Raw genomic sequence first — 21148 nt, forward strand, 5'->3', positions numbered from 1 at the left:
AGATCTCCTGGGCGGATCTGATGATCCTGGCAGGCAACTGCGCCATTGAATCGATGGGCGGGCCGGTGTTCGGCTTTGGCGGCGGCCGCGAGGATATCTGGGCGCCGGAGGAAGACATCTACTGGGGCACCGAAACTGAATGGCTGGGCGACCAGCGCTACTCTGGCGACCGTGATCTGGAGAACCCGCTGGCCGCGGTGCAGATGGGCCTGATATATGTGAACCCGGAAGGGCCGAACGGCAACCCGGACCCGGTGGCGTCAGGCTTTGACGTCCGCGACACCTTTGCGCGGATGGGCATGAACGACGAGGAAACCGTGGCGCTGGTGGCGGGCGGCCACACCTTCGGCAAGGCGCATGGCGCGGGCGACCCGGATCTGGTGGGTGCCGAGCCGGAGGGCGGCGCAATGGAGCAAATGGGCTTTGGCTGGGCCAATACGCATGGCACCGGCAAGGGCGGCGACGCGACCACCTCGGGCATCGAAGGGGCCTGGAAGCCGAACCCGACCACCTGGGACATGGGTTATTTCGACGTGCTGTTCGGCTATGAGTGGAAGCTGGTCAAAAGCCCAGCGGGAGCCCAACAGTGGCAGGCGCAGGACGTGAAGCCGGAGCATATGGTTGTGGACGCCCATGACCCGAGCAAGAGACATGCGCCGATGATGACCACCGCCGACATGTCGCTGCGGATGGACCCGGAATACGAGAAGATCTCGCGCGATTTCCACGCCAACCCGGAGAAATTCGCCGATGCTTTTGCCCGCGCCTGGTTCAAGCTGTGCCACCGCGACATGGGGCCGAAGTCGCGCTATCTGGGGGCGGATGTGCCTGCAGAAGACCTGATCTGGCAGGATCCGGTGCCAGCGGTTGATCACGCCTTGGTGGACGAACAGGACGTCTCACAGCTGAAGAAAGCAGTTCTTGATACCGGGCTTTCGGTTCCTGAACTGGTTTCTGCTGCTTGGGCCTCGGCCTCGACCTTCCGCGGCTCCGACATGCGCGGCGGGGCCAATGGCGGCCGCATCCGGCTGGCTCCGCAGAAGGACTGGGAGGTCAACGAGCCTGCCAAGCTGGCAAAGGTGCTGAAGGCGCTGGGGCAAGTGCAGAGCGAGTTCAACGCCAGCGCTTCGGGCGGCAAGAAGGTGTCCATGGCCGATCTGATCGTGCTGGCGGGCTGCGCCGGTGTCGAGGAAGCCGCCAAGGCGGCAGGCCACCCTGTCGATGTACCCTTCACACCGGGCCGCACCGATGCCACCCAGGAGCAGACCGACGTCGAGGGTTTCGCGGTGCTGGAGCCGGAGGCCGATGGCTTCCGCAACTACCAGAAGGCGGAGTACAGCGTCCCGGCCGAGAAGATGCTGGTGGACCGGGCGCAGCTCTTGACCCTGGGTGCGCCGGAAATGACCGCGCTGGTTGGCGGGCTGCGGGTGCTGGGCGCCAATCACGGCGGTTCCAAGCATGGCGTTTTCACCGACCGTGCCGGCGTGCTGAGCACCGATTTTTTCACCGGCGTCACCGATATGGGGGTGGAATGGAAACCGGCTGGCGACGGCACCTATGAGGGCCGCGACCGGGCCAGCGGTGCGATCAAATGGACCGGCACCCGTGCGGACCTGGTGTTCGGCTCCAACTCGCAGCTGCGGGCACTGGCAGAGGTCTATGCTCAGGATGACGGCGCCGCGGCCTTTGTCCGCGACTTTGTTGCGGCCTGGGTCAAGGTGATGAACGCCGACCGGTTCGACCTGGCGGCCTAAGCGTCCCCTCGGCAAGAGACAGAGACGCCCCGGATTTCCGGGGCGTTTTTTTGTGCACGGTTTTTTTCCCGCCCGTTGCTGCATAGGCAGAAAAAAAGCCGGAGGATTTCTCCCCCGGCTTCCCTGCCCCATCCGGAGCTTTTCGGTGACGGCCGGGCAAACGCGGCAGCGCTGCCCGGTGTCTGTTTCTTACTCGGCCGGAGCCGCAGCTTTTTCACGCTGGCCGTCGCGGAACAGCGCCTTGGCCAGAGAAATGCACATCAGGCCCATTACCATGGTGAAGGGCAACGCGCCGATGATCATCGCGCTTTTCAGCGCCTCCATCGGATCTGCGCCGCCGTTCTGCTTGCCTGCGAACAGCAGGGTGCCAATCACTGCGGTCAGGATCAGGCCCCAAACGATCTTGTGCTTGTTGCCGATGTTCTGGTCGCCGCCGGACATGATGGTGTTCATCACCAGGATGCCGGAGTCTGCCGAGGTGACCAGGAAGGTCATGATCAGCACTACGCACATGATGGTGATGCCGGACAGCAGGCCGCCGTCGATCATGCTTTGCAGGGTCACGAACAGCTTGGCAGTATTGGAGGCACCGATGATGGCGCCATCGGCCGCGCCGTTCAATTCCAGGTCAATGGCGGTGCCGCCCAGGATGGTCATCCAGGCAAAGCAGACCAGTGCCGGTGCGATCACACAGCCGAGGATGAACTCACGCACCGAACGGCCGCGGGAAATCCGTGCCAGGAACAGGCCCACGAAAGGCGAGAACGCGATCCACCAGGCCCAGTAGAAGGTGGTCCAGCCAGCCTGCCAGCCAAACTGGCGCTGTGCTTCACCGGCTGCATAGGTTGCGGCCAGAACGTCGTCGGACAGAGCTGCCGCTTCACCTTCCAGGCCAGACTTGAAGCCGTCGAAGGAGCCCCAGGCATTGGTTGCACCGCCGCGCAGCGCGTCGGCGTAAGGTGCAGCCTCTGCCGGCAGGGCTGCTGCGAAGTCAGCCGGCGACTGCGGGCCGTAGGCGCCGAAGCTCAGCGAGGTGAAGTGCAGGATGTAGTCCACGAAGGCCGACGCATAGGTGGTCATGGCGAACATGAAGGAGCCGAAGACCACGAAGGTCAGCAGCAGGATGATCGACAGAACCAGGTTCAGGTTCGACAGATACTTCACGCCGCGGCCCACGCCGGAGACAGCCGAGATGATCGACAGGCCCATGATTGCGAACAGACCCGCCAGCAGGCCAACGGTGCCCGGAGCAGGCGCGTCGCCGCTCATGTCCATCATCCATTCCATGCCGGTGATCGCATAGACGCCGTCCACGAACTGGGAAACGCCGAAGCCGATAGTCACGGACACACCCAGGATGGTAGCAACAACACCCAGCACGTCAACGACGTGGCCAGCGAAGCCGTTCATCAGCTTGCCAAACAGCGGCGTCAGCGCGGTACGGATGGTCAGCGGCATGTCGCGTGTATAGGCGTAGTAGGCCAGCGACAGGCCGGTTACCACATAGATCGCCCAGGCATGGAAGCCGTAGTGCAGGAACGTGTAGCGGAAGCCGGACTGGATGGATTCTTCGGTGTTGCCGGTCACTTCCTGAGCCAGGACCACCGGGTTGGAGCCCCAGAGGCCCAGCGGTTCGGCGGTTGCAAAGACCATCAGGCCAACGCCCAGACCGGCGCCGAACATCATCGAGAACCAGGAGAAATCCGAGAACTCCTTGCCCTGGCCCGGTCCCCCCATGATCCGTTTACCGGTTTGCGGCAATGCGGCGACCACAAACAGGAAAAAGGCGAAGAAACCGACGATGACGATGTAGAAGGCGTTGAAATCCTCAAGGATCCGCCAGTTGAGGCTGCCCAGAACGCCCGTGGCGTTTGCCGGCCAGACCAGTGCCCAGAGAACCAGGGCGACCATGATCCCCTTGCTGAGCAAGGCGATCTCGACGCTGTGCCCCTTATAGAAGCCATCGTCGGAGGTCTTGATCTCCAGATCCGTAAAAGGTTGCTTTATTGACATGCGTTTCCTCCCGTTTCGCACGTGCCGCACCGGGGTGCGGATTGTCCGGCGGTTCGCGCAACCGCCGGTATCTGGCGTCAGCCCAGCAGGGCTTCGATCCTTGCCAGCGTTGCAACGCTGACAGCGACGCCGTCCTGACGGGCTTGCAAGCGTTTTGCCCGCCGCCCGTCTCCGGGCAGATGTGCGCCGTCTTGGCTGCGCACCGCTTCCACGATCCCGGCCATTCCAGCACCAAAAGCGTCATTTGCTGTCGCACCCGGGTCGATTGCGATGAACATCTGGCCGGTTTTCGGCGGCCCGCCTGCGGTGCCGGAAAACGGCGATGCGTTGATGCCGAGGGTGGCACCGGTCAGCGCGGCGGCCATGATTTCGGTGAGCAGTGCCACGCCCACGCCCTTGTAGCCGCCCGAAGGCGCCATCGAGCCCTTGAGGCCCGCATCCGGATCGGTGGTCGGATTGCCGTCAGCGTCCAGCGCCCAGCCCAGCGGAATCTCCCTGCCCTCGCGGGCGTGCTTCATCACTTCGCTTTTGGCGATGGTGCTGGCGCTCTGGTCGATCAGCAACTCCGGCTCACCGTCCACGCCCGGAACAGCAACAGAGAACGGGTTGGTGCCAACTACCGGTTTCTTGCCGCCCGAGGGTGCAATCGACGCCGGCGCGTTGGTAAAGCCCAGCCCCACCAGCCCGGCCCGGGCCAGGCGGGCGGTGTGGTAGCCAAGAACACCGCAGTTGTAGCTGTTGCGGATGGCAAGGACCGCGATGCCCTGCTCCCGTGCTGCCGGGATCAGGGCCTCAAAGCCCATATCAATCGCGGAATGGGCAAAGCCTGTGGCGGCATCCACCGCCACGACGCCGGGGCGCGGGCGGTTCAGAACCGGTGCCGCCTGCCCGTCCACCTTGCCGCATTGCACGTGCTCGGCATAGATCGGGATATAGGCGAGGCCATGGCTGGCCACGCCGTCCGCCTCGGTCGCTGCGGTGGCAACGGCCAGCGGGCGGGCGTTGGCCTCGGAGGTGCCTGCGGCCACCAGGGCACGGAAAGCGATATCCTCGATCTCGGCAAGGGTCAGGGTTTTGGTTTCGGTCATATCGGTGCCTCTTCAGTCGTTGTCCGACAGCCCGGCGCCGGCGCCAAGACGGCGCGACTCCTCGGTGGCCGGAGCGTAGGTTTTATGGGCATAGCGGTTCAGGACGGCCCAGGCCGCCTCCTCCGGTTCGGCCCGGGTTCGGGTCGGATATGGGTTTGACAGGCTGCCGGCCGCTCGGATGGTCAGCCGGGCTGCCGTTTCCGGCAGGACACCTTCGCATTGCAGCGCGGCGCCATCAGTGACGGCCTGAAAGCCATCGCTTACGATCGTGACACAGGTGCCAAGCTGGCGTGCAGTCAAAGCGGCAAAGGGCAGGATCATTGCGGGCTGGGAGAGCAGCCCGATGGCGAGCGGTGCAGATTTCAGCTGTGCGGCACAATCCGAGAGCGTCGCACCGGTGCCCAGCGGGCAGAGCGGCACTGCCGCCTTCCACTCCGCTTGCAGGTCTTGCGGCACATGGGCGGACAGATCCGCGGCGTATCCTGCCTCCAGCAGACTAGCCAGCACAGCGGCACCATCCAAACCTTGCGCGCAGAGCCAGCGGGTAGCTTTGGCTGCTTCCTCGGCCAGCCCCCAGTCGTAGCCTGCGCCGCGGGCGGCGCGTTTGGCGGTGGCTTCGACTTCGTTCAGCGCATAGCTCATTGGTTTGGCTCCGGATAAACCCACAGGTCGGCGTTGGCGGTGGTCAGGTCTTCGGGATACGGCGCGCCCGCATACATGCAGATCCGCACCCAGCGGTCGGAGCGCGGGTCGAAATGGGTGGCGCCGAAGAACGAGAGTTTCGCCCGCAGCATGTCGATCGGCAGTACCCGGTCGCTGATGGTGTTGCTGCGGATCTCGCCATAAGGCGCCACTTGGCTCATCTGCGCCCGGCGCACAGTGTGGCGGTGTTCCGGATGGCGCAGCAGGAAGGCTGCGATGGGTTCATCGGCATTCCAACCTGCCAGCGCTGCATGGGCCGCGGCGGCGTCGCGTGCCGGGGCCAGCGGCTGCTCGTATTCGGCAATCGGTTCGTCGAAGCGTTCGCCCATGCGCGGCTCCAGTTTCTCCTCCGAGACATACCAGGCGCGGGCGCAGTTTTCGCGCGCAGACCAGTCCAGATCCAGCGCCCAGCCAAAGCTGTCCTTCAGCAGCTCCCGCACCTGCGCAACCGGCATGGCGCCATCGATGATGAAAGCATCCTTGTTGGCGTCGGCCATGCAGTCGGACAGCCCGTCCACCAGCTCGGCATAGGGTTCCAGGATCAGCGAAGCCGCCAATTCCTGACCTTCAAGGCTCAGCTCCGTCTCGCTCCAGCGGATCAAGCGGTCCCAGGGTTTATCGTTGAGCAGATCATCTGCGGCGGCCCATGCGGCCAGCGCCTCAAGGTCCTTGTGCAGGCTGGCAAGCTTTTCGATCTGCACCGGGTGTTCGGAGCGCCAGCGCGCTGCCGACAGCTCACTCCGCCGCAGCATGCGACGGAAGCAGGCGGCTTCCTCAGCGGTGGCGGTCTCGACCGAGCGCACGCGGGCAATCGCCTCTTCCCGTGCCATGATCCAATTGTTGAACAGCACCGGGTGGTTGACGATGTAGGGCGCCATGCCCAGGCCGGTGGAATTGCCGATACCCAGCCGCCGCGCGGTTTCGGGTGCCAGCGGCACCGCTTTATCGCCGCCCTTGGCACAGGCCATATGCTCCACCAGATCACGCACAAAGACCCGGGTCAGATAGACCGAGAGCATCTCTGCCTGGAATGGCGCGTTGAGTTCGGGGCGGTCTGCAATTGCCTCCCGGTCCGCAGCACCCAGCTTGCCGGAGCCGTAGACGGCGGTGGTGCGCATCAGGTAGCCGACGGCGTCCACCTGCGCGGGGTCAGGCTGCTGGCCCTGCGACAGCGCGTCAACAAAATGCGCCCAGAGGCGCACCGAGCGGTTGGCACGGGAGACCGACAGGGATTTCTCGTTGACCCGGCCCGCCTCCTGATAGGGAACGTTCTTCGACAGCCGCTCAATGTCGGCGTCCGAGGGAACCCCGTCGAACAGGGTGAAGGTCGCATCCCAGGCGGTGGCGATCACCCGGTCCGAGCGCATCTCCGGCGGCAAGTCATGGGCAAAGGCAATCAGGGAATAGGTCCGCGCAGGGCCGGTAGCGGTATAAACCGCCACACCGACGCCCTTGGCATCGATATCGAACTTGGGGCGCGCAAAGCTCCAGTTTTCCCGGGCCATGCGGCGTGTCAGCACCCGCATGAAGCTGAGGCGGCACTGGTGCAATGAGCCAAGCCGGCTGAGGCGCATGACCTGCGCCGGGTCCCGTCGTGATATCGTTGTCTGCGCGGTTGTTTCCATGACCTATCCCTTTGGGCCAAAGTTTTCGGCAAAGAACCGGTACCAGTTCCCGCCCATGATGCCGCTGACCTCGTCATCGTTCATGCCCGTCGCGCGAAGGCCTTCTTCGATGTTTCCAAAGTCGCGGTTGTCCTTGAACCAGCTTGGCATTTCCGGGAAGCCCGGCGCGGCGGCTGATCCTTCGCCGTAGTCGATCTCTTTCGTCCAGCGGCCGACCCGCATCCATTCAACGATGCTGTCGGGCTGGTCCTGGCAAAGATCGGTGCCGATCCCGAGATGCTCCACCCCGTATTTCTCGGCGGTGCGTGCGACCATCTCGCAGAAGCTTTGCAAGGTGCAGTTAGATTTATCTTTCAGATGGTGCGGATAGACCGAGAAGCCCAGCATGCCGCCGTGGCCGGTCACCGCGCGGATCACGTCGTCCTTCTTGTTGCGCAGCGCGGGCGACCACTCGTGCGGGTTGGCATGAGTTATGGCGATGGGGCGGGTAGAAATCTCCGCCGCCTCGATGGTGGAGCGGTCGGCGGAGTGGCTCATGTCCACGACCAGGCCGACCCGGTTCATCTCCTTGATCACCTGCTTGCCCATGCGGGTGATCCCCATGTCCTCAGCCTCGTAACAGCCGGTCGCCAGCAGCGACTGGTTATTGTAGGTGAGCTGCATGAAGCGGGCTCCGAGCGTGTGCAGGATCTCGACCAAGCCGATGTCATCCTCCATCGGCGAGGGGTTCTGGAAGCCGAAGAACACCGCGGTACGGCCGGTTTCGCGGGCCTTGTCAATGTCAGAGGCCCACTGCCCCTTCATGATCAGATCCGGGTACTGCTCGAACCAGCGGTTCCATTTCTCGAAGTTCAGGACCGTCTCGCGGAAGGTCTCGTGATAGGCAATGGTGACATGGATCGCGTCCACGCCGCCCTCGCGCAGCTGGCGGAAGATTTTCCCGGACCAGTTGGCATATTGCAGGCAGTCGATACGGTATCCGGTCATTCAAGCACCTCGGTTATCAAAGTCGCGCACCCGGCCCTAGGCGGCGGGCAGGATGCGCCCGCCACAGGGGAAACAAGGAGGGCGGGCGCTTCCGCAAACTGGCAGGCCGGTCTTCGGCGCGGCCAGGATTTCAGTCTCAGACCGGCTTGCCGGCGCTGATGTAGGCGGTCTTAACGGTGGTGTAGAATTCCGCCGCCGCCTTGCCCTGCTCGCGCGGGCCATAGGAGCTGTCGCCGCGGCCGCCGAAGGGCACGTGATAGTCGGTGCCTGCGGTCGGCAGGTTGACGGTCACCACACCGGTGCGCGCGTTGCGGCGGAAATGGGTGGCGCGGGCCAGCGACTGGGTGACGATGCCGGAGGTCAGGCCGAAATTGGTGTCGTTCACCACCGACAGCGCCTCGTCATAGCTGCCGACCTTGATAACGCTGGTCAGCGGCGCGAACATTTCCTCGCGGTTGATGCGCATGTCGTTGGTGGTGTTCAGGAACACGCCCGGCGACATGTAGAAGCCCTCGTGCGGCATCTCCAGGCGCTGGCCGCCGCATGCCAGCTCCGCACCTTCGGATTTGCCAAGGTCGGCATAGGCCAGGTTCTCGTTCAGCTGCTGCTCGCTGACCACCGGGCCCATCTGCACGCCCGCTTCCAGCGCGTGGCCCACTTTCATCGCCTGCGCACCCGCCACCAGTTTTTCAACAAAGGCGTCGTGCACGGCTGCGTGGACCACGAGCCGGGAGGAAGCGGTGCATTTCTGGCCGGTGCCACCAAAGGCGCCGCCCAGCGCCAGGGTGACGGCCAGGTCCAGGTCGGCGTCGTCCATCACGGCCAGCGCGTTTTTGGAGCCCATCTCCATCTGCACCTTGGTCAGGTTCTGGATCGCGGCAGCAGCGATGCCCTTGCCCACCGGCACCGAGCCGGTGAAGGAAATGGCGTTCACCTTGGGGCTTTCGACCAGACGCTGGCCGATCGAACGGCCGGAGCCCATCACCAGCGAGAACAGGCCCTTGGGGATGTCCTGACGCTCGATGATCTCGGTCAGGGCCACGGCGGACGCCGGGGTGATGTTCGCGGGTTTCCACACCACTGCGTTGCCGTAGCAGAGCGCCGGCGCGATTTTCCAAGACGCGGTTGCGGTCGGGAAGTTCCAGGGGGAGATGATTGCCACCACGCCCACGGCCTCGCGGCGCACGTCCACTTCGATGTCGGGGCGAACTGAGTCGGCGTTTTCACCGATCTGGCGCAGGCATTCGGCGGCGTAATAGGTGAAGAACTGGCCGGCGCGGTAAACCTCGCCCTTGCCCTCGGCCAGCGGCTTGCCTTCTTCGCGGCTCAGCAGCGTGCCCAGTTCCTCGGCGCGGGCCATCAGCTCATTGCCGATGTTCATCAGCACCGCCTGCTTGCGCTCCAGGCCGTAGGCGGCCCATTCGCGCTGTGCGATCTGCGCCTGATCCAGGGTCGCTTCCAGCTGATCGGAGCTGGCCTGGGCAAACATGCCGACCAGATCGCTCAGATCCGAAGGGTTGCGGTTTTCGATTTCGCTTTCGCCCGCCAGCCATTCGCCGGCAATCAGGTTCAGTTTGGTCACGGAGAAGCCCCAGATGCTGAATTTCAGGTTTGCAGCAGGATGGACTCCACCAACAGCATCAGTCAAACTCAATAAACTGTAAAGAACTTCAGGATTTTTGAAGCATGGCATTGAAAATCGAAATGCTGCGCGCCTTCTGCACTGTGGCCCAGACCGGCAACTTGTCCGAGGCCGCCAACCGGCTGGGCCGGACCCAATCCGCCGTTTCAATGACGCTGAAGCAGATGGAGGAGCATCTGGGCAAACGGCTGTTCGAGGGCGAGCGCAAAAACCAGCTATCGCCTTTGGGCGCGCAGGTTTTTGAACTGGCCCAGCAGCAGGTCCGGCGTTTCGACCAAACCGTGCAAAGCATCGAATTGGCGGCAGAAGCAGCCCACGGCCTGTTGCAGATCGTGTCGGTTCCATCGGTTGCGGCACTGGTTTTCCCGGCAGTGCTGGAGCACATGACGGCACGGCATCCGGGCCTCAAGGTGGAACTGCGCGACACCGACACCCAGGAGGTGCTGGATGCACTGGCGGAGGGAAAGGCCGATATCGGCATCGCCTCCGGCTATCATCCGCTGAATGGCGTCAGGGCCGTGCCTCTGTTCGAGGACCGCTTTGGCTTGGTCTGTTCCACCGATCATCCGCTGTACCAGCAGGAGGCTGCCCCTACCATTGCTGATGTGATCGGTGCATCCTTTGTCCGCAACGCCCTATGCAGCCTGATCCGTAACGAGCGCTTCGTTGAGGCCAGCAGTAATGCCGACGTGACGATCCACAACACCCATTCGCTCATCACCATGGTCCGGACCGGAAAATGGGTCACGGTTCTGCCACAGACAGTTGCCCGGTTCATGCCGGAGGCCACTGCCTTCCGCCCGATTGCCGATCTTCCCGACAAGCGGGAGGTTTACTTGTACCAGCGCGAACGGTCCCGCTTTTCCGCACTGACAGAGGAGTGCTGCGCCTTCATTCAGTCCTGCGACCTTTCCGGCGAGCTAAGCTGAAAAATCCGGCATGGCTGGGCGCCAGTCCCCCTGATGTCTCAGGCCAATTGGAAGGACAGAAAGGGACCCGCGCCCTCGGCATCCTGGACCCAGCGTGCTTGGATGCCGAAAATCTCAGATACGGTTTCCGGAGCCAATGCCTGGCTGGGTGCGCCGCAGGCCACCAGGCGCCCGTGTGACAGCACCGCCACACGGTCGCAAGTCAGGGCCTGGTTCAGGTCATGCAGGGCCACCACGGTTGTCACCTGCAGGTTCCGGATGCAGTTCAGGATGGACAGCTGGTGGTGGATGTCCAGATGGTTTGTCGGCTCATCCAGCAGCAGAAGCCCCGGCCGTTGCGCAAGGGCGCGGGCAATGTGCAGCCGTTGCCGTTCGCCGCCGGACAAAGTGGCCCATTCGCGGCGCGCGAAGCCCTCCATTTCCACCGTATGCAGCGCCTTGTCCACCAGCTGGGTGTCTTCGCTGCTCCAGGGTTTCAGCGCCGACAGCCAGGGGGTGCGGCCCAGCTCGACGACGGACCGTGCGGTGATGCGCTCAGCCGTGTCGGCCTGCTGTTCGACAATGGCGATCCGCTGGGCGATCTCCCGGCGGGTCAGCCGGGCCAGCGGTTGGTCCGCCAGCAGCACTTCGCCATGCGAGGGTTTGGCCAGGCCCGACAGCAGCCGCATCAGGGTTGATTTGCCGGAGCCGTTCGGGCCCACCAGCGCCAGCGTCTCACCCGGCTGCACCGCCAGCGAGACGTCCTGCAGCAGAGTTTTGCCGCGCACTGAGAAAGACAGGTTGCGGGCTTCGATCCTCATCTCGCAGTCCTTTGCCCGCGCACCAGGATCACCGCAAAGGACGGCGCCCCGATCAGAGCGGTGACCACCCCGATGGGAAGCACCTGGCCGGGGATGATGATGCGGGAGACGATATCGGCGGCGATCAGGAACACGGCGCCAGTCAGCGCCGCTGCTGGCATCAGCCTGCGGTGGCCGGGGCCTACCAGGAACCGTGCCGCATGCGGGATCACAAGGCCGACAAAGCCGATCGAGCCGACGATCGACACCATCACCGCGGTCATCAGCGCGGTGGCAAAAATCAGCACCACCTGCACCCGGCGGACCGTGATGCCAAGCGAGGCCGCGGAGTCGCTGCCAAAGGTGAAGGCGTCCAGGGCGCGGGCATGAAAGCGGCAGATCATCCAGCCCGCCAGCGCCAGCGGCACCGCCAGCCACACATCCGGCCAGCGCACACCGCTGAGGTTGCCCATCAGCCAGAACATGATGCCGCGGGCCTGATCCGCATTGGCGGATTTGGCGATAATGAAAGCGGTCAGCGCATTGAATAGCTGCGAGCCGGCAATGCCCGCTAACACGATCTGCGCCGCTGCGGCGCGGTTGCCCCCTGCCCCGGCGGCCCGCGCCAGAATGGCGACAAAGCCAAACGCCAGCAGTGCGCCGTTAAAGGCACCAAAGGACAGTGACAGGGCGCCGCCGCCAAGACCTGCAATGGTGACCGCCACCGCCCCGGTCGAGGCACCGGCCGATATGCCCAGAATGTAAGGGTCCGCCAGCGCGTTGCGCAGCAAGGCCTGCAGCACTACACCCGCAACCGCCAGCGCCGCCCCGCAGGCCGCAGCCACCAGCGCCCGCGGCAGCCGGTAGCTCCAGATGATGCCCTGATCCACCGGGTCCACCGGTAGGCCCGCCCCGGCCAGCTTGTTGGCCAAAACGGACAAGACAAGGTCAGGCGCAAGCGAGGTTTCCCCGATCATTGCGCCTGCCAGAACCGCCGCGGCCAGCACCGGCAGGGCAAGGCAAGCGCCCCGGATGCCCTGCCAGGCCAGTACGGCGGCTGCACTCATGCGCCGTTGCCAATCGCGCTGAGTTCTTCCGCCAGGTCTTCCAGCGCCGGGATGGCACGGATAGTGGCATCCATCGCCTGGGCGTCCATCACCACGATGCGGTTGTTTTTAACCGCATCCATCTGGCTGGCGACCGGGTCATTGCGCAAGAACTCAAGCTTCTTCTCGTAGTCATCAGCGGCAAAGCGGCGGCGGTCCATACGGGCAATCACGATCACCGTCGGGTTGGCTTTCGCGATGGTCTCCCAACCGACGGTCGGCCATTCCTCGTCGGTCTCAATGACGTTTTTCAGGCCCAGCTGCTGCATCATGTAGCCCGGTGCGCCCTTCTGGCCGGCCACGAACGGGTCGCTTTCCATCTCGGGCGAGGAGAACCAGAACACAGCGGAGGCGTCGTCCAGCGCAACCTCTTGCGCCTTGGCCACAGCCGCGGCCTCACGAGCCTTGTAGTCGGCGACCAGCTCAGCGCCTTTTTCTGCCTCGCCGAAGATCGCCGCCAATTCCTCAATGCCCTGATAGAGGCTGTCGGTGGTGAACATCTCGGTCCGGGTGCCGTCGCCGCCGGTGGTGTTGTCCTTGCCGACGCAGTCCGCGGGCATCACATAGGTCGGGATACCAAGATCATGAAACTGCTCGCGCTTGGCGACGATGCCTTCGGGGCCGATATGCCACTCATACTGGGCAGCCACCAGGCCCGGGCGCTTGGCCACAACGCTTTCAAAGCTTGGGTCATTGTCGGCCAGGCGCTCAACCTTGTCGTTCAGTGCGGCGTACTCGGGCAGAACATCGTTGAACCAGACCGAGGTGCCCAGCACCTTGCCACCCAGACCCAGCGCATAAAGTACCTCTGTTGCGGCTTGGCCAACGGTCACGGAGGACGCAACCGGTGCCTCGAAAGTGACGGTTTCACCGCAGTTTTGAATAGTCAGCGGAAAGTTTTCGCTGGCTGCTGCGGCCTGAGCTGCCGCAACGAATGAAAGGCCCATGAGGCCGGAACGCAGAAACATGATCTTCGATCTCCATGTGTCAATGACCGGAGAACGGGTGAAGGGCATTGACCAGCAAGGCGGAGGGTTTCCCCTTCTTGCGGCGCCAGGAACGGGCGACGCATCTAGCCGGCAACCTCCCCGGACAACCCCGTCCGGTGTGTTTCGGTTTTCACCGGCAGGTCTCCTGACTGGCGGGTCACTGTCTGTCCCGTCTTCCCGGACCCTTCAGGCCCAGTGACACGATGGGACAGCACTCGCCGCCTACAGTTGCGGGGGCAGTTCCGTTTGGCGCCAGGCGGCACCGCGGATTCCCTCTTAGCCCTTACGGGACCGGTAAAGCGCGGGTAGCGCATCACTTCTCTTGCGGCAAGAAAAACTTCGTCGGTCAGCAGAATTCTTCGGGTCTAGTCATGCAACTCCACGCTCCGTGCAGGCATCGACCCAGGACCCGCGGCAGTTAATTGCAGAATCCGAAGGCGCAGAGCGCTCTAGGCCGCCTTGAAGCACCGGTCCACCAATGCGTTCGTATCCAGGATCAAAATCGACTCGAACCTGCCGTCTGGCGTTTTGTGCTGCAGGCACCCGGATACATCCTCAGCAATGCTCTTGGAGGTATTCTGCTGGTCCAAGGGCTTCAGTTCAGCCACGCGGTTCTCCGTCGTGATGATTATTTCATCGACAGTGTCCACGAGGATTCCAAACTTTTGCGCGTCATGCTTGAAAATCAGCACTTTCTGATCGCGGCCGGACCCGGGCGGCAGCCCATACAGCACCCGTGGATTGAAAAGGGTGATAAGCTCTCCCCGCAAATTCAGGATGCCTTCGACGAAGCTCAGTGAAAACGGCGGTTCGAGCAGGTCCAAAGGACGGTTGATCACTTCGCTGACTTCAGAGGTGTCGAGCGCGAACCGTTTCTCGAAAGTGAACTTGATAAATGTGCGCCTTGCCGCGCGGGCTTCCAGTTCAGCGGCCTCTTCTTCCGATTTCTCGGGTGGAAAAATCTCCTGGCAGGCTTTGGCCGCAGCCACAAAACTTGGCTCCTGCAAGAGCTTTGCCGGATCAAGCATCATGACAATTTGGTTGTTCTTATCCAGCAGACACCCGTTCACAAGATCACCGCGCGGCAGGGCCAGTTTGGCAAAGGGCAAAACTTCATCCTCGAAATAGGGCAGGATGCTGTCGATGGAAAAGACCATGAGCCCGACCGGCCCTTCTGCGGTGTCGATGATCAGCATTCTGCGCTCCTTGGGGATCGTGGCCCCAAGCACAAATTTTGCACTATCTCCCATGAAGCCGCGGAAATCTATGACGGGCAGAATAACGCCGCGCAGATTTGCAGTGCCGATCACATTGCCACCCGCCAGCAGCGACTGTTCCAGCTTGGGAACGGTTCTGACCTCCTTTACAAACCTCAGGTCAATGGCGCAGGTCGTGTGGCCGGTTTGAAACGAAACGCAGGCGAGCTTTTTGCCTCTGCTGAGTTTGACCGTTTCCTGTCCGGGGCCGTTGTCAGCCCGCGGCAGTTTTTCCAGGTTCAGCAGTTCGTGCGGGTCTAGGACCTGAACCAGCCTTTCGCCGTCATTGAATTTCAAAACCCCGTCGATAACAACATCCTTGATGCCGTCGCAATTGGGGCGAAAATCGACCCGCGCCACGCCTTTTCCGTTCAGGACTTCACCCGTTCTGTCGAAAAGAAGGCCAATGCAGTGTTCGCCATGTTCGACAATTGCAACCTTGCGCGATAGCGCGCGCTCAATAGCCGGAAACTCAAGCAGGCTGCGCAAATCAATCACCGGAACAATCATGCCCCTGAGGTTGAAAAGCCCCAGCATGTAGGACGGCGCAAGCGGCACAGGTGAAATCTCATCCGGTTCATTCACGATCTCCTGGAGCGCCGAGACGGAGATTGCAAACTCGCTGTCGTCGATCAGGAATGAACCGTATTTGTCCGGCTTCCCCCGCTTTGCCCGCACATTGTGCGGCTGGGCCGGTTCTTTCTGAGGAACACTGCTGTCCCCAACTCCAACCGCTGGGCAGCCTGCCAGATCGCTAGCCGAAGATTGCGCGCCAAGGATCAGCGGGTTTGAAGTCTCCGGTTTCATGATTGTCCCCCCAGGCGCGGAATCGCTTTGACTGTGAATTCGCCGCTGCTGCAATTGATGGTCACCTGCCGCCCCTGCATGCCGCCGACATCCTCGTGAATGTTGCGGACGCCGGCGTCCCGCAGCGACCGGTAGGCGGAGCGGGCGTTGATGCTGCCGACAAGACGCGCAGGATCCGTATCTGCCGGCATCGTCATGTTGGCACCGCCAACGACAATCGCCTGGAGTTTGCGCAGCTCCTTGCCCGACACCTCCATCAGGGACTGCAGCGAATTGACAGCCTGGTCCACATGCCTGCCGCATATTGCATCAGAGCTGTCCGGGGACTTGGCAAGCAGGCAATGTGCCAGCCCATAAATCCCCTTGGCCGGGTACAGCAGCCCCAAGCCGATGCAGGAGCCGAGGATCGCATTCAGCGACTGCCCGGCCCGGCCGGTTTTCACCTGGCCGATCTGCACGTGGATTTTCTGGATGTCATTCATGCACATGGGCTGCCTACCCTGGCGGCGGGCCGGTAGATGATCGGCGCCACTTGTTCAAAGCCGGTACTTAGATTGTTCAGCGTCTCGCTTTCTCCAATGAACAGGACGCCATCCGGCTTGATCAAGTCCCGCACATTCTGAAGGATCTTTTCCTGGTCTTCGCCAGTGAAATAGATCAGCACGTTGCGCAGGAACACCACGTCAAACGGACTGGTGCCGCCAAGCCTTTCCAGCAGGTTATGCAGCTTGAACTTCAGGCGGGCCCGGATCTGCGGCACAGCTTTGTAGCCTTCTGCATCGCTGCCCTTCATGTGGCTGGCAAACAGTGCAGGCTGGTCCCGGCGGAAGCGGGCAATCGCGCGGCCATTGTAAACACCGGTTTGCGCCACTTCCAAGACCCGGGAGGACACATCAGTGCCCAGCACGGAATAGTCGAAGCCCGGTTTCTGCAGCCGCTGCTGCTCCAGAATTGTGCCGATGGTATGAGCCTCCTCCCCCGTCGATGCCGCAGCCGACCAGGCCCGCATCCTGAGGTTCTCCCCCCGTGCCTGAAACTCCGGCAGGAAGACGTCCTGAAAATAATCCCAGACCCGCGGCGTGCGGTAAAAGTAAGTCTCGTTGGTGGTCACCCGGTTTGTCAGTTCCTGCATCTCCGCAGGGTCGGCGGCGAGCCGGGAGATATAAGATGCGAAGCTCGGTTCTTCGACTTCGCGCAGCCGCCGCCGCAGGCGGCTGACCAGCATTGTCTTGCGGGTCTCGCCGATGGTTATTCCGGTACTCCTGTGAACGATGGTGCGGAGTTTTGCAAAGTCTCCATCGCTCATGGTGATGTCGGTGTCAGGTTTTCTCATGCCCTGTCCTTTCGCCGGTGCACTCAATCAGCAGCCGAGCCGGCCGACTTCTGTTTTCAGCTCCTGTGCTCCGGCGTTCAGCTCCTCTGTTGCAGCTGCGATGGAATCCGAGGCGATGACGGCCTCTTCGGACGCGTCCACAATGCTTTGGATAGCTTCGGAGACGTCCCGCGCTGCAGTCTGCTGCTCATTGGCGGCCACGGATATCTGGGCGATGGAATCGGTGGTGTCAGAGATTCCGGTCAGGATCTTGGTGAAGGCGGCACCGGCCTCCCGAGAGACCTCGCTGCCCTGGGTCACCCGTTTCACCGTTTCATTGATCAGCTTGCTGATTTCCTTGGCGGATTGCGACGACCGCTCTGCCAGCTTGCGCACCTCGTCAGCTACCACCGAGAACCCCAGGCCGTGTTCGCCCGCCCGCGCGGCCTCGATTGCGGCATTGAAGGCCAGCAGGTTAGTCTGCCCGGCGATTTCGCTGATCGTCTTGACGATTTCGCTGATTTCCTCGGAGGACGCGTTGATCAGATCCATGGCTTCGATCGACCGTTCAATCGCCTTTGCCCCCAGATCGGCTTCTTCCTTGGTTTTCTGGGCGATCTCGTCGGAGTGACTGCTGTTCTGCGCAATCGAGCCGATCGAGGCACTCAATTCCTCAACGGAGGCGCTGATTTCCTCTGTGGTGCAGCCCAGTGTCTGGGCGCCGCCGGCGACCGTGTGGGCCTGATCAGAAATTTCCTTGGACTGTTCGGCAAACCGGGTCGCTATCCGGGTCACCTCCTGCGCGACCTGTTTTTCGGCTGTGATGTTGGTGGCGAATTTCACCACCTTGAAAGGCTTGCCATCGGCATTGAACACCGGGTTGTAGGAGGCGTTGATCCAAACCTCCTTGCCGCCCTTGCCAAAGCGTTTGTATTCGCCTGCCGAAAACTCGCCGGAGGCCAAATCCGCCCAGAATTTCTGGTATTCAGGCGAGCTTGTGTACTCCGGATCACAGAACATCCGGTGGTGCTGGCCGCGGATTTCGTCGAGCGAATAGCCCACGGTTGCCAGGAAATTCTGGTTGGCGGTCAGGATCGTGCCGTCCAGTTCAAACTCGATCATGGCCTGCGCCCGGCTGATGGCATCCATCTTGCCGTCCTGCTCTGCGGTGCGAAGCTTTTCTTCGGTGACATTGGTGGCAAATTTCACCACTTTGACCGGCTTGCCTTCGGCGTTGAAGATCGGATTGTAGGAAGCATTGATCCAGATTTCTTTGCCGCCTTTGCCAAAGCGCTTGTATTCTCCAGCCGAAAACTCGCCGGACGCGAGATCTGACCAGAATGTCTGGTACTCTGCCGAACTGACGTAGGCGGGATCACAGAACATCCGGTGATGCTGACCGCGGATTTCATCGAGCGAGTAGCCCACGGTTGCCAGGAAATTCTCGTTGGCGGTCAGGATCGTGCCATCCAGCTTGAATTCGATAACCGCCTGAGCCCGGCTGATGGCAGCGATCTTGCCGTCCTGCTCAGCCGTGCGAAGCTTCTCGTCGGTGACATTGGTGGCAAACTTGACCACTTTGCTAGGCTTGCCAGCGGCATCGAAGACCGGGTTGTATGAGGCATTGATCCATACCTCGGCACCGTTCTTGCCAAAGCGCTTGTACTCACCGGACGAAAATTCGCCCATCGCAAGCTGCAGCCAGAAATCCCGGTATTCATCGGATGCCGCATAGGCGGGGTCGCAGAACATGCGATGGTGCTTGCCCTGAATCTCCTCCAGCGTGTAACCAACCGCTGCCAAGAAATTTTCGTTCGCCGTTAGGATCGTGCCATCCAACTCAAATTCGATAACGGCCTGGACACGGTTGATGGCGTCCACGACGCCCTGAAGGTCCTCTCTGGCCTGATCAACCTCTGGCGCTGCTGCCGTTTCGTTCGCACCCATAGTTTCGCCTCACTCATAAAAACGTTTCCAGGCCAAATTGGGGAACAGCTATTAACAACACGATACCAATGCACCTTAGGGCTGCATTTAACTCCCGCTTTATCTCTAAAATACAACTCATGGAATTAACTGAAGGTCGGCGCAGCGCCTTCTGGCTGCACCGGCCCCCATTGGGCTTCCTGGCGAAAACAGCGGTCAGCGGCTGCGCCAGGCCTGGGTCTTTCTCAGGATTCCCCGTGATGCCAGCAGGTGGATGATCCGCGCCAGCGCGTTGGTGTAGAAGATCATCATCCCCATGGCCGCTGCCGGGGCGATGTCGCCTGCGTCATCCATGTTCAGCACCGCAATCGAGGCCAGCGTGGTCTTGGGTGAGTAGAGAAACACCACCGCCGACACCGTCGTCATCGCGTTGACAAACAGGTAGATCGAGATGTCCAGCACCGCAGGCAGGCAGACCGGCACCGTGACGCGGGCAAACAGCTTCATCGTGGGCTGCTTGAGCGAGGCGGCAACGGATTCAAACTCCCGGTCCATCTGCTTGAGAGCGGTAACCGCCGTCAGATGCGACACCGTATAGAAGTGGGTGACGGTGCAGACGACCAGGATCGCCATAGTGCCGTAGATCGCATTGAGCGGATTGGACGGGTTGTTGAAAAAGAAGATGTAGGCCAGCCCCAGAACCATCCCTGGAATGGCCATCGGCAGCATCGCAAACATCTGGAAGATGGCGCGCCCGGTGCGGAAGCCCTTGGATTTCTCCACCAGATAGGCGCCAAAGAACACCACCGCGGTACCGGCCACAGCTGTCATCAGCGCCAGCTTGATGGAGTTCACATAAGAGCCCCAGCCGCCGCCATCCATCTTGTCGAACTGGTAGTTGTTCAGGCTGAAGCTGAGATCGTAGGGCCAGAATTTGATCAGCGCCGCAAACTGGCAGACCGCCAGCAGCCCGGCGATGAACAGGCCGATGAGCGAGCAATAGGCAAAGAAGATACGGTCCATCTTCTTGTTCGGCTGCGGCTCATACGGGACCGAGCGCGCCGACAGCAGCGCCACCTGCTTGGACTGCACCATGCGGTCGATGGCAAAGGCAAGGATTGCCGGGATCACCAGCACCACGGAGACCACCGCGCCCATTTCAAAGTTCTGCTGGCCGATCACCTGCTTATAAATGTCCACCGCCAGCACGTTGAACTGGCCGCCGATCACCTTGGGCAGGCCAAAGTCGGTGATCACCAGATTGAAGACCACAAAGGCTGCCGAAATCAGGCCATAGCGCGCGCCGGGCACAGTGACCGTCCAGAAGGTGCGCCAAGGGGTGGAGCGGAGGCTGGCGGCGGCCTCGTAAAGGCGGGCGTCCGAAATGGCCAGCGCAGTCGAGATGATGATGAAGGCATGCGGGAAGGTGAAGAAAACCGAGCCGATCACAATGCCTATGGGGCCGTAAATACTGGCGCCGAATAAGAGTTCCTTGATCATGCCCTGATTGCCGAAAAGGTAGACCAGCGCGATACCCGGAAGCAGCGACGGTACCAGGATCGGCGCCATGGCAATGAGGCGGAACAAACCCTTGTACTTCATGCAGCTGCGGTTCAGCGCGTAGGCGAACCAGAAGGCAAGCGAAACGGTGACAACCGTGCTGAGCACCGCAATCCACAGAGAATTCTTGATCGAGTTGAACAGCGCAGGCGTCGAGAAGTAGGAGACGAAGTTGTCTATGCCTTGTGCCTTCACCGGCCGCAGCTGCACCCGGCGGAAGGTGTTGGAGTCGAGCGTGACCCACTCAGTGCCGGTTTGCAGGTTGGAACCGATCAGGAAACGGCCGGTATCAGAGGCATTGCGGATCTGGTACATCACCGGGCTGCGGAAGCTGAAGTCCGGGAAGAAACCGGTGACCGGCAGCCGCCCGTCGGCGCCCGTGGAAAGATCTTCATCGGCAAAGGTGGCGGTGCGGGCGTTCAGGTCCGAGCCGGTCAGGACGCTGCCATCGAACTGGCCCGCCTCATCGCTGATCTGGAATTCATATTGCGACAGCTCTACCCGGTACGTGGAAAAGGATTTCGACAGCATTGCATAGAGCGGAAAGACCAGCGACACGACAAGGTAAAGCGCGATGATGATCATGCTGCCGCGCATAATGATGTCGTCGCGGCTGAGTTTGCCCTTGATCACAGGACCAGCGGGCATGACGGATTGCGTGGTATCAGTCATC

The 21148-nt window shown here is 61.9% G+C and carries 16 protein-coding genes and 1 riboswitch; of the genes, 2 read left to right on the top strand and 14 right to left on the bottom strand.

Features of this window, described 5'->3' with window-relative positions; all coding sequences use genetic code 11:
- Positions 1-1754, top strand: a 1754-nt coding sequence (katG, locus tag RA25_RS18955) for a catalase/peroxidase HPI (protein WP_039174525.1), incomplete at its 5' end; no start/stop codon positions are given.
- Between the two features lie 189 nt (positions 1755-1943).
- On the opposite strand, the gene RA25_RS18960 is transcribed toward katG, so the two are convergent.
- The 6 genes from RA25_RS18960 to RA25_RS18985 form a co-directional block, all read right to left on the bottom strand.
- A complete protein-coding gene (locus RA25_RS18960) occupies positions 1944-3767 on the bottom strand; it encodes a BCCT family transporter (protein ID WP_039174443.1) in 1824 nt (607 codons plus the stop codon).
- Between the two features lie 77 nt (positions 3768-3844).
- Positions 3845-4855, bottom strand: a complete 1011-nt coding sequence (locus RA25_RS18965) for an Ldh family oxidoreductase (protein ID WP_039150523.1) — start codon at positions 4853-4855, stop codon at positions 3845-3847.
- 12 nt (positions 4856-4867) lie between these two features.
- Positions 4868-5497 (bottom strand): DUF3726 domain-containing protein, encoded by a 630-nt coding sequence (locus tag RA25_RS18970; RefSeq protein ID WP_039174444.1) that lies wholly within the window; start codon positions 5495-5497, stop codon positions 4868-4870.
- Positions 5494-7182 (bottom strand): hypothetical protein, encoded by a 1689-nt coding sequence (locus tag RA25_RS18975; protein ID WP_039174445.1) that lies wholly within the window; start codon positions 7180-7182, stop codon positions 5494-5496. Before RA25_RS18975 ends, RA25_RS18970 begins: the two co-directional genes overlap by 4 nt.
- A 3-nt stretch (positions 7183-7185) precedes the next feature.
- A complete protein-coding gene (locus tag RA25_RS18980; protein WP_039174446.1) occupies positions 7186-8169 on the bottom strand; it encodes a membrane dipeptidase in 984 nt (327 codons plus the stop codon).
- Between the two features lie 136 nt (positions 8170-8305).
- Positions 8306-9751 carry an aldehyde dehydrogenase family protein gene (locus RA25_RS18985; RefSeq protein ID WP_039174526.1) on the bottom strand — a complete coding sequence of 482 codons (1446 nt, stop codon included), beginning with the start codon at positions 9749-9751 and terminating at the stop codon, positions 8306-8308.
- Positions 9752-9855: 104 nt separating this feature from the next.
- On the opposite strand from RA25_RS18985, the gene RA25_RS18990 reads away from it, so the two are divergent.
- On the top strand, positions 9856-10740 hold the full coding sequence (locus RA25_RS18990) for a LysR family transcriptional regulator (protein ID WP_019297873.1): 885 nt from the start codon (positions 9856-9858) through the stop codon (positions 10738-10740).
- Between the two features lie 38 nt (positions 10741-10778).
- Here the strand turns inward: RA25_RS18990 and RA25_RS18995 are convergent, their stop codons facing one another.
- From RA25_RS18995 to RA25_RS19030, 8 genes are all read right to left on the bottom strand, one after another.
- Complete coding sequence (locus tag RA25_RS18995) at positions 10779-11540, bottom strand: ABC transporter ATP-binding protein (RefSeq protein WP_039174447.1); 762 nt, start codon at positions 11538-11540, stop codon at positions 10779-10781.
- Positions 11537-12586: a FecCD family ABC transporter permease gene (locus tag RA25_RS19000; protein WP_039174449.1), complete on the bottom strand. Its 1050-nt coding sequence runs from the start codon at positions 12584-12586 to the stop codon at positions 11537-11539. The genes RA25_RS18995 and RA25_RS19000 overlap by 4 nt, the downstream gene beginning before the upstream one ends.
- Positions 12583-13593, bottom strand: coding sequence for an ABC transporter substrate-binding protein (locus tag RA25_RS19005; RefSeq protein WP_019297876.1), 1011 nt, complete (start codon positions 13591-13593; stop codon positions 12583-12585). Before RA25_RS19005 ends, RA25_RS19000 begins: the two co-directional genes overlap by 4 nt.
- A 139-nt stretch (positions 13594-13732) precedes the next feature.
- Positions 13733-13925, bottom strand: a riboswitch (cobalamin riboswitch).
- A gap of 138 nt (positions 13926-14063) precedes the next feature.
- A complete protein-coding gene (locus tag RA25_RS19010; protein WP_039174451.1) occupies positions 14064-15677 on the bottom strand; it encodes a chemotaxis protein CheW in 1614 nt (537 codons plus the stop codon).
- A complete protein-coding gene (locus RA25_RS19015; protein ID WP_039174452.1) occupies positions 15674-16165 on the bottom strand; it encodes a chemotaxis protein CheD in 492 nt (163 codons plus the stop codon). Before RA25_RS19015 ends, RA25_RS19010 begins: the two co-directional genes overlap by 4 nt.
- Complete coding sequence (locus RA25_RS19020; RefSeq protein WP_052254299.1) at positions 16156-17010, bottom strand: CheR family methyltransferase; 855 nt, start codon at positions 17008-17010, stop codon at positions 16156-16158. Before RA25_RS19020 ends, RA25_RS19015 begins: the two co-directional genes overlap by 10 nt.
- A gap of 27 nt (positions 17011-17037) precedes the next feature.
- A complete protein-coding gene (locus tag RA25_RS19025) occupies positions 17038-18936 on the bottom strand; it encodes a methyl-accepting chemotaxis protein (protein ID WP_039174454.1) in 1899 nt (632 codons plus the stop codon).
- A 195-nt stretch (positions 18937-19131) separates the two neighbouring features.
- Positions 19132-21147: a putative 2-aminoethylphosphonate ABC transporter permease subunit gene (locus RA25_RS19030; RefSeq protein ID WP_039174455.1), complete on the bottom strand. Its 2016-nt coding sequence runs from the start codon at positions 21145-21147 to the stop codon at positions 19132-19134.
- Position 21148 lies beyond the last annotated feature (1 nt).

Origin of the sequence: Leisingera sp. ANG-S5 (assembly GCF_000813925.1) — a bacterium.
GTDB lineage: Bacteria > Pseudomonadota > Alphaproteobacteria > Rhodobacterales > Rhodobacteraceae > Leisingera.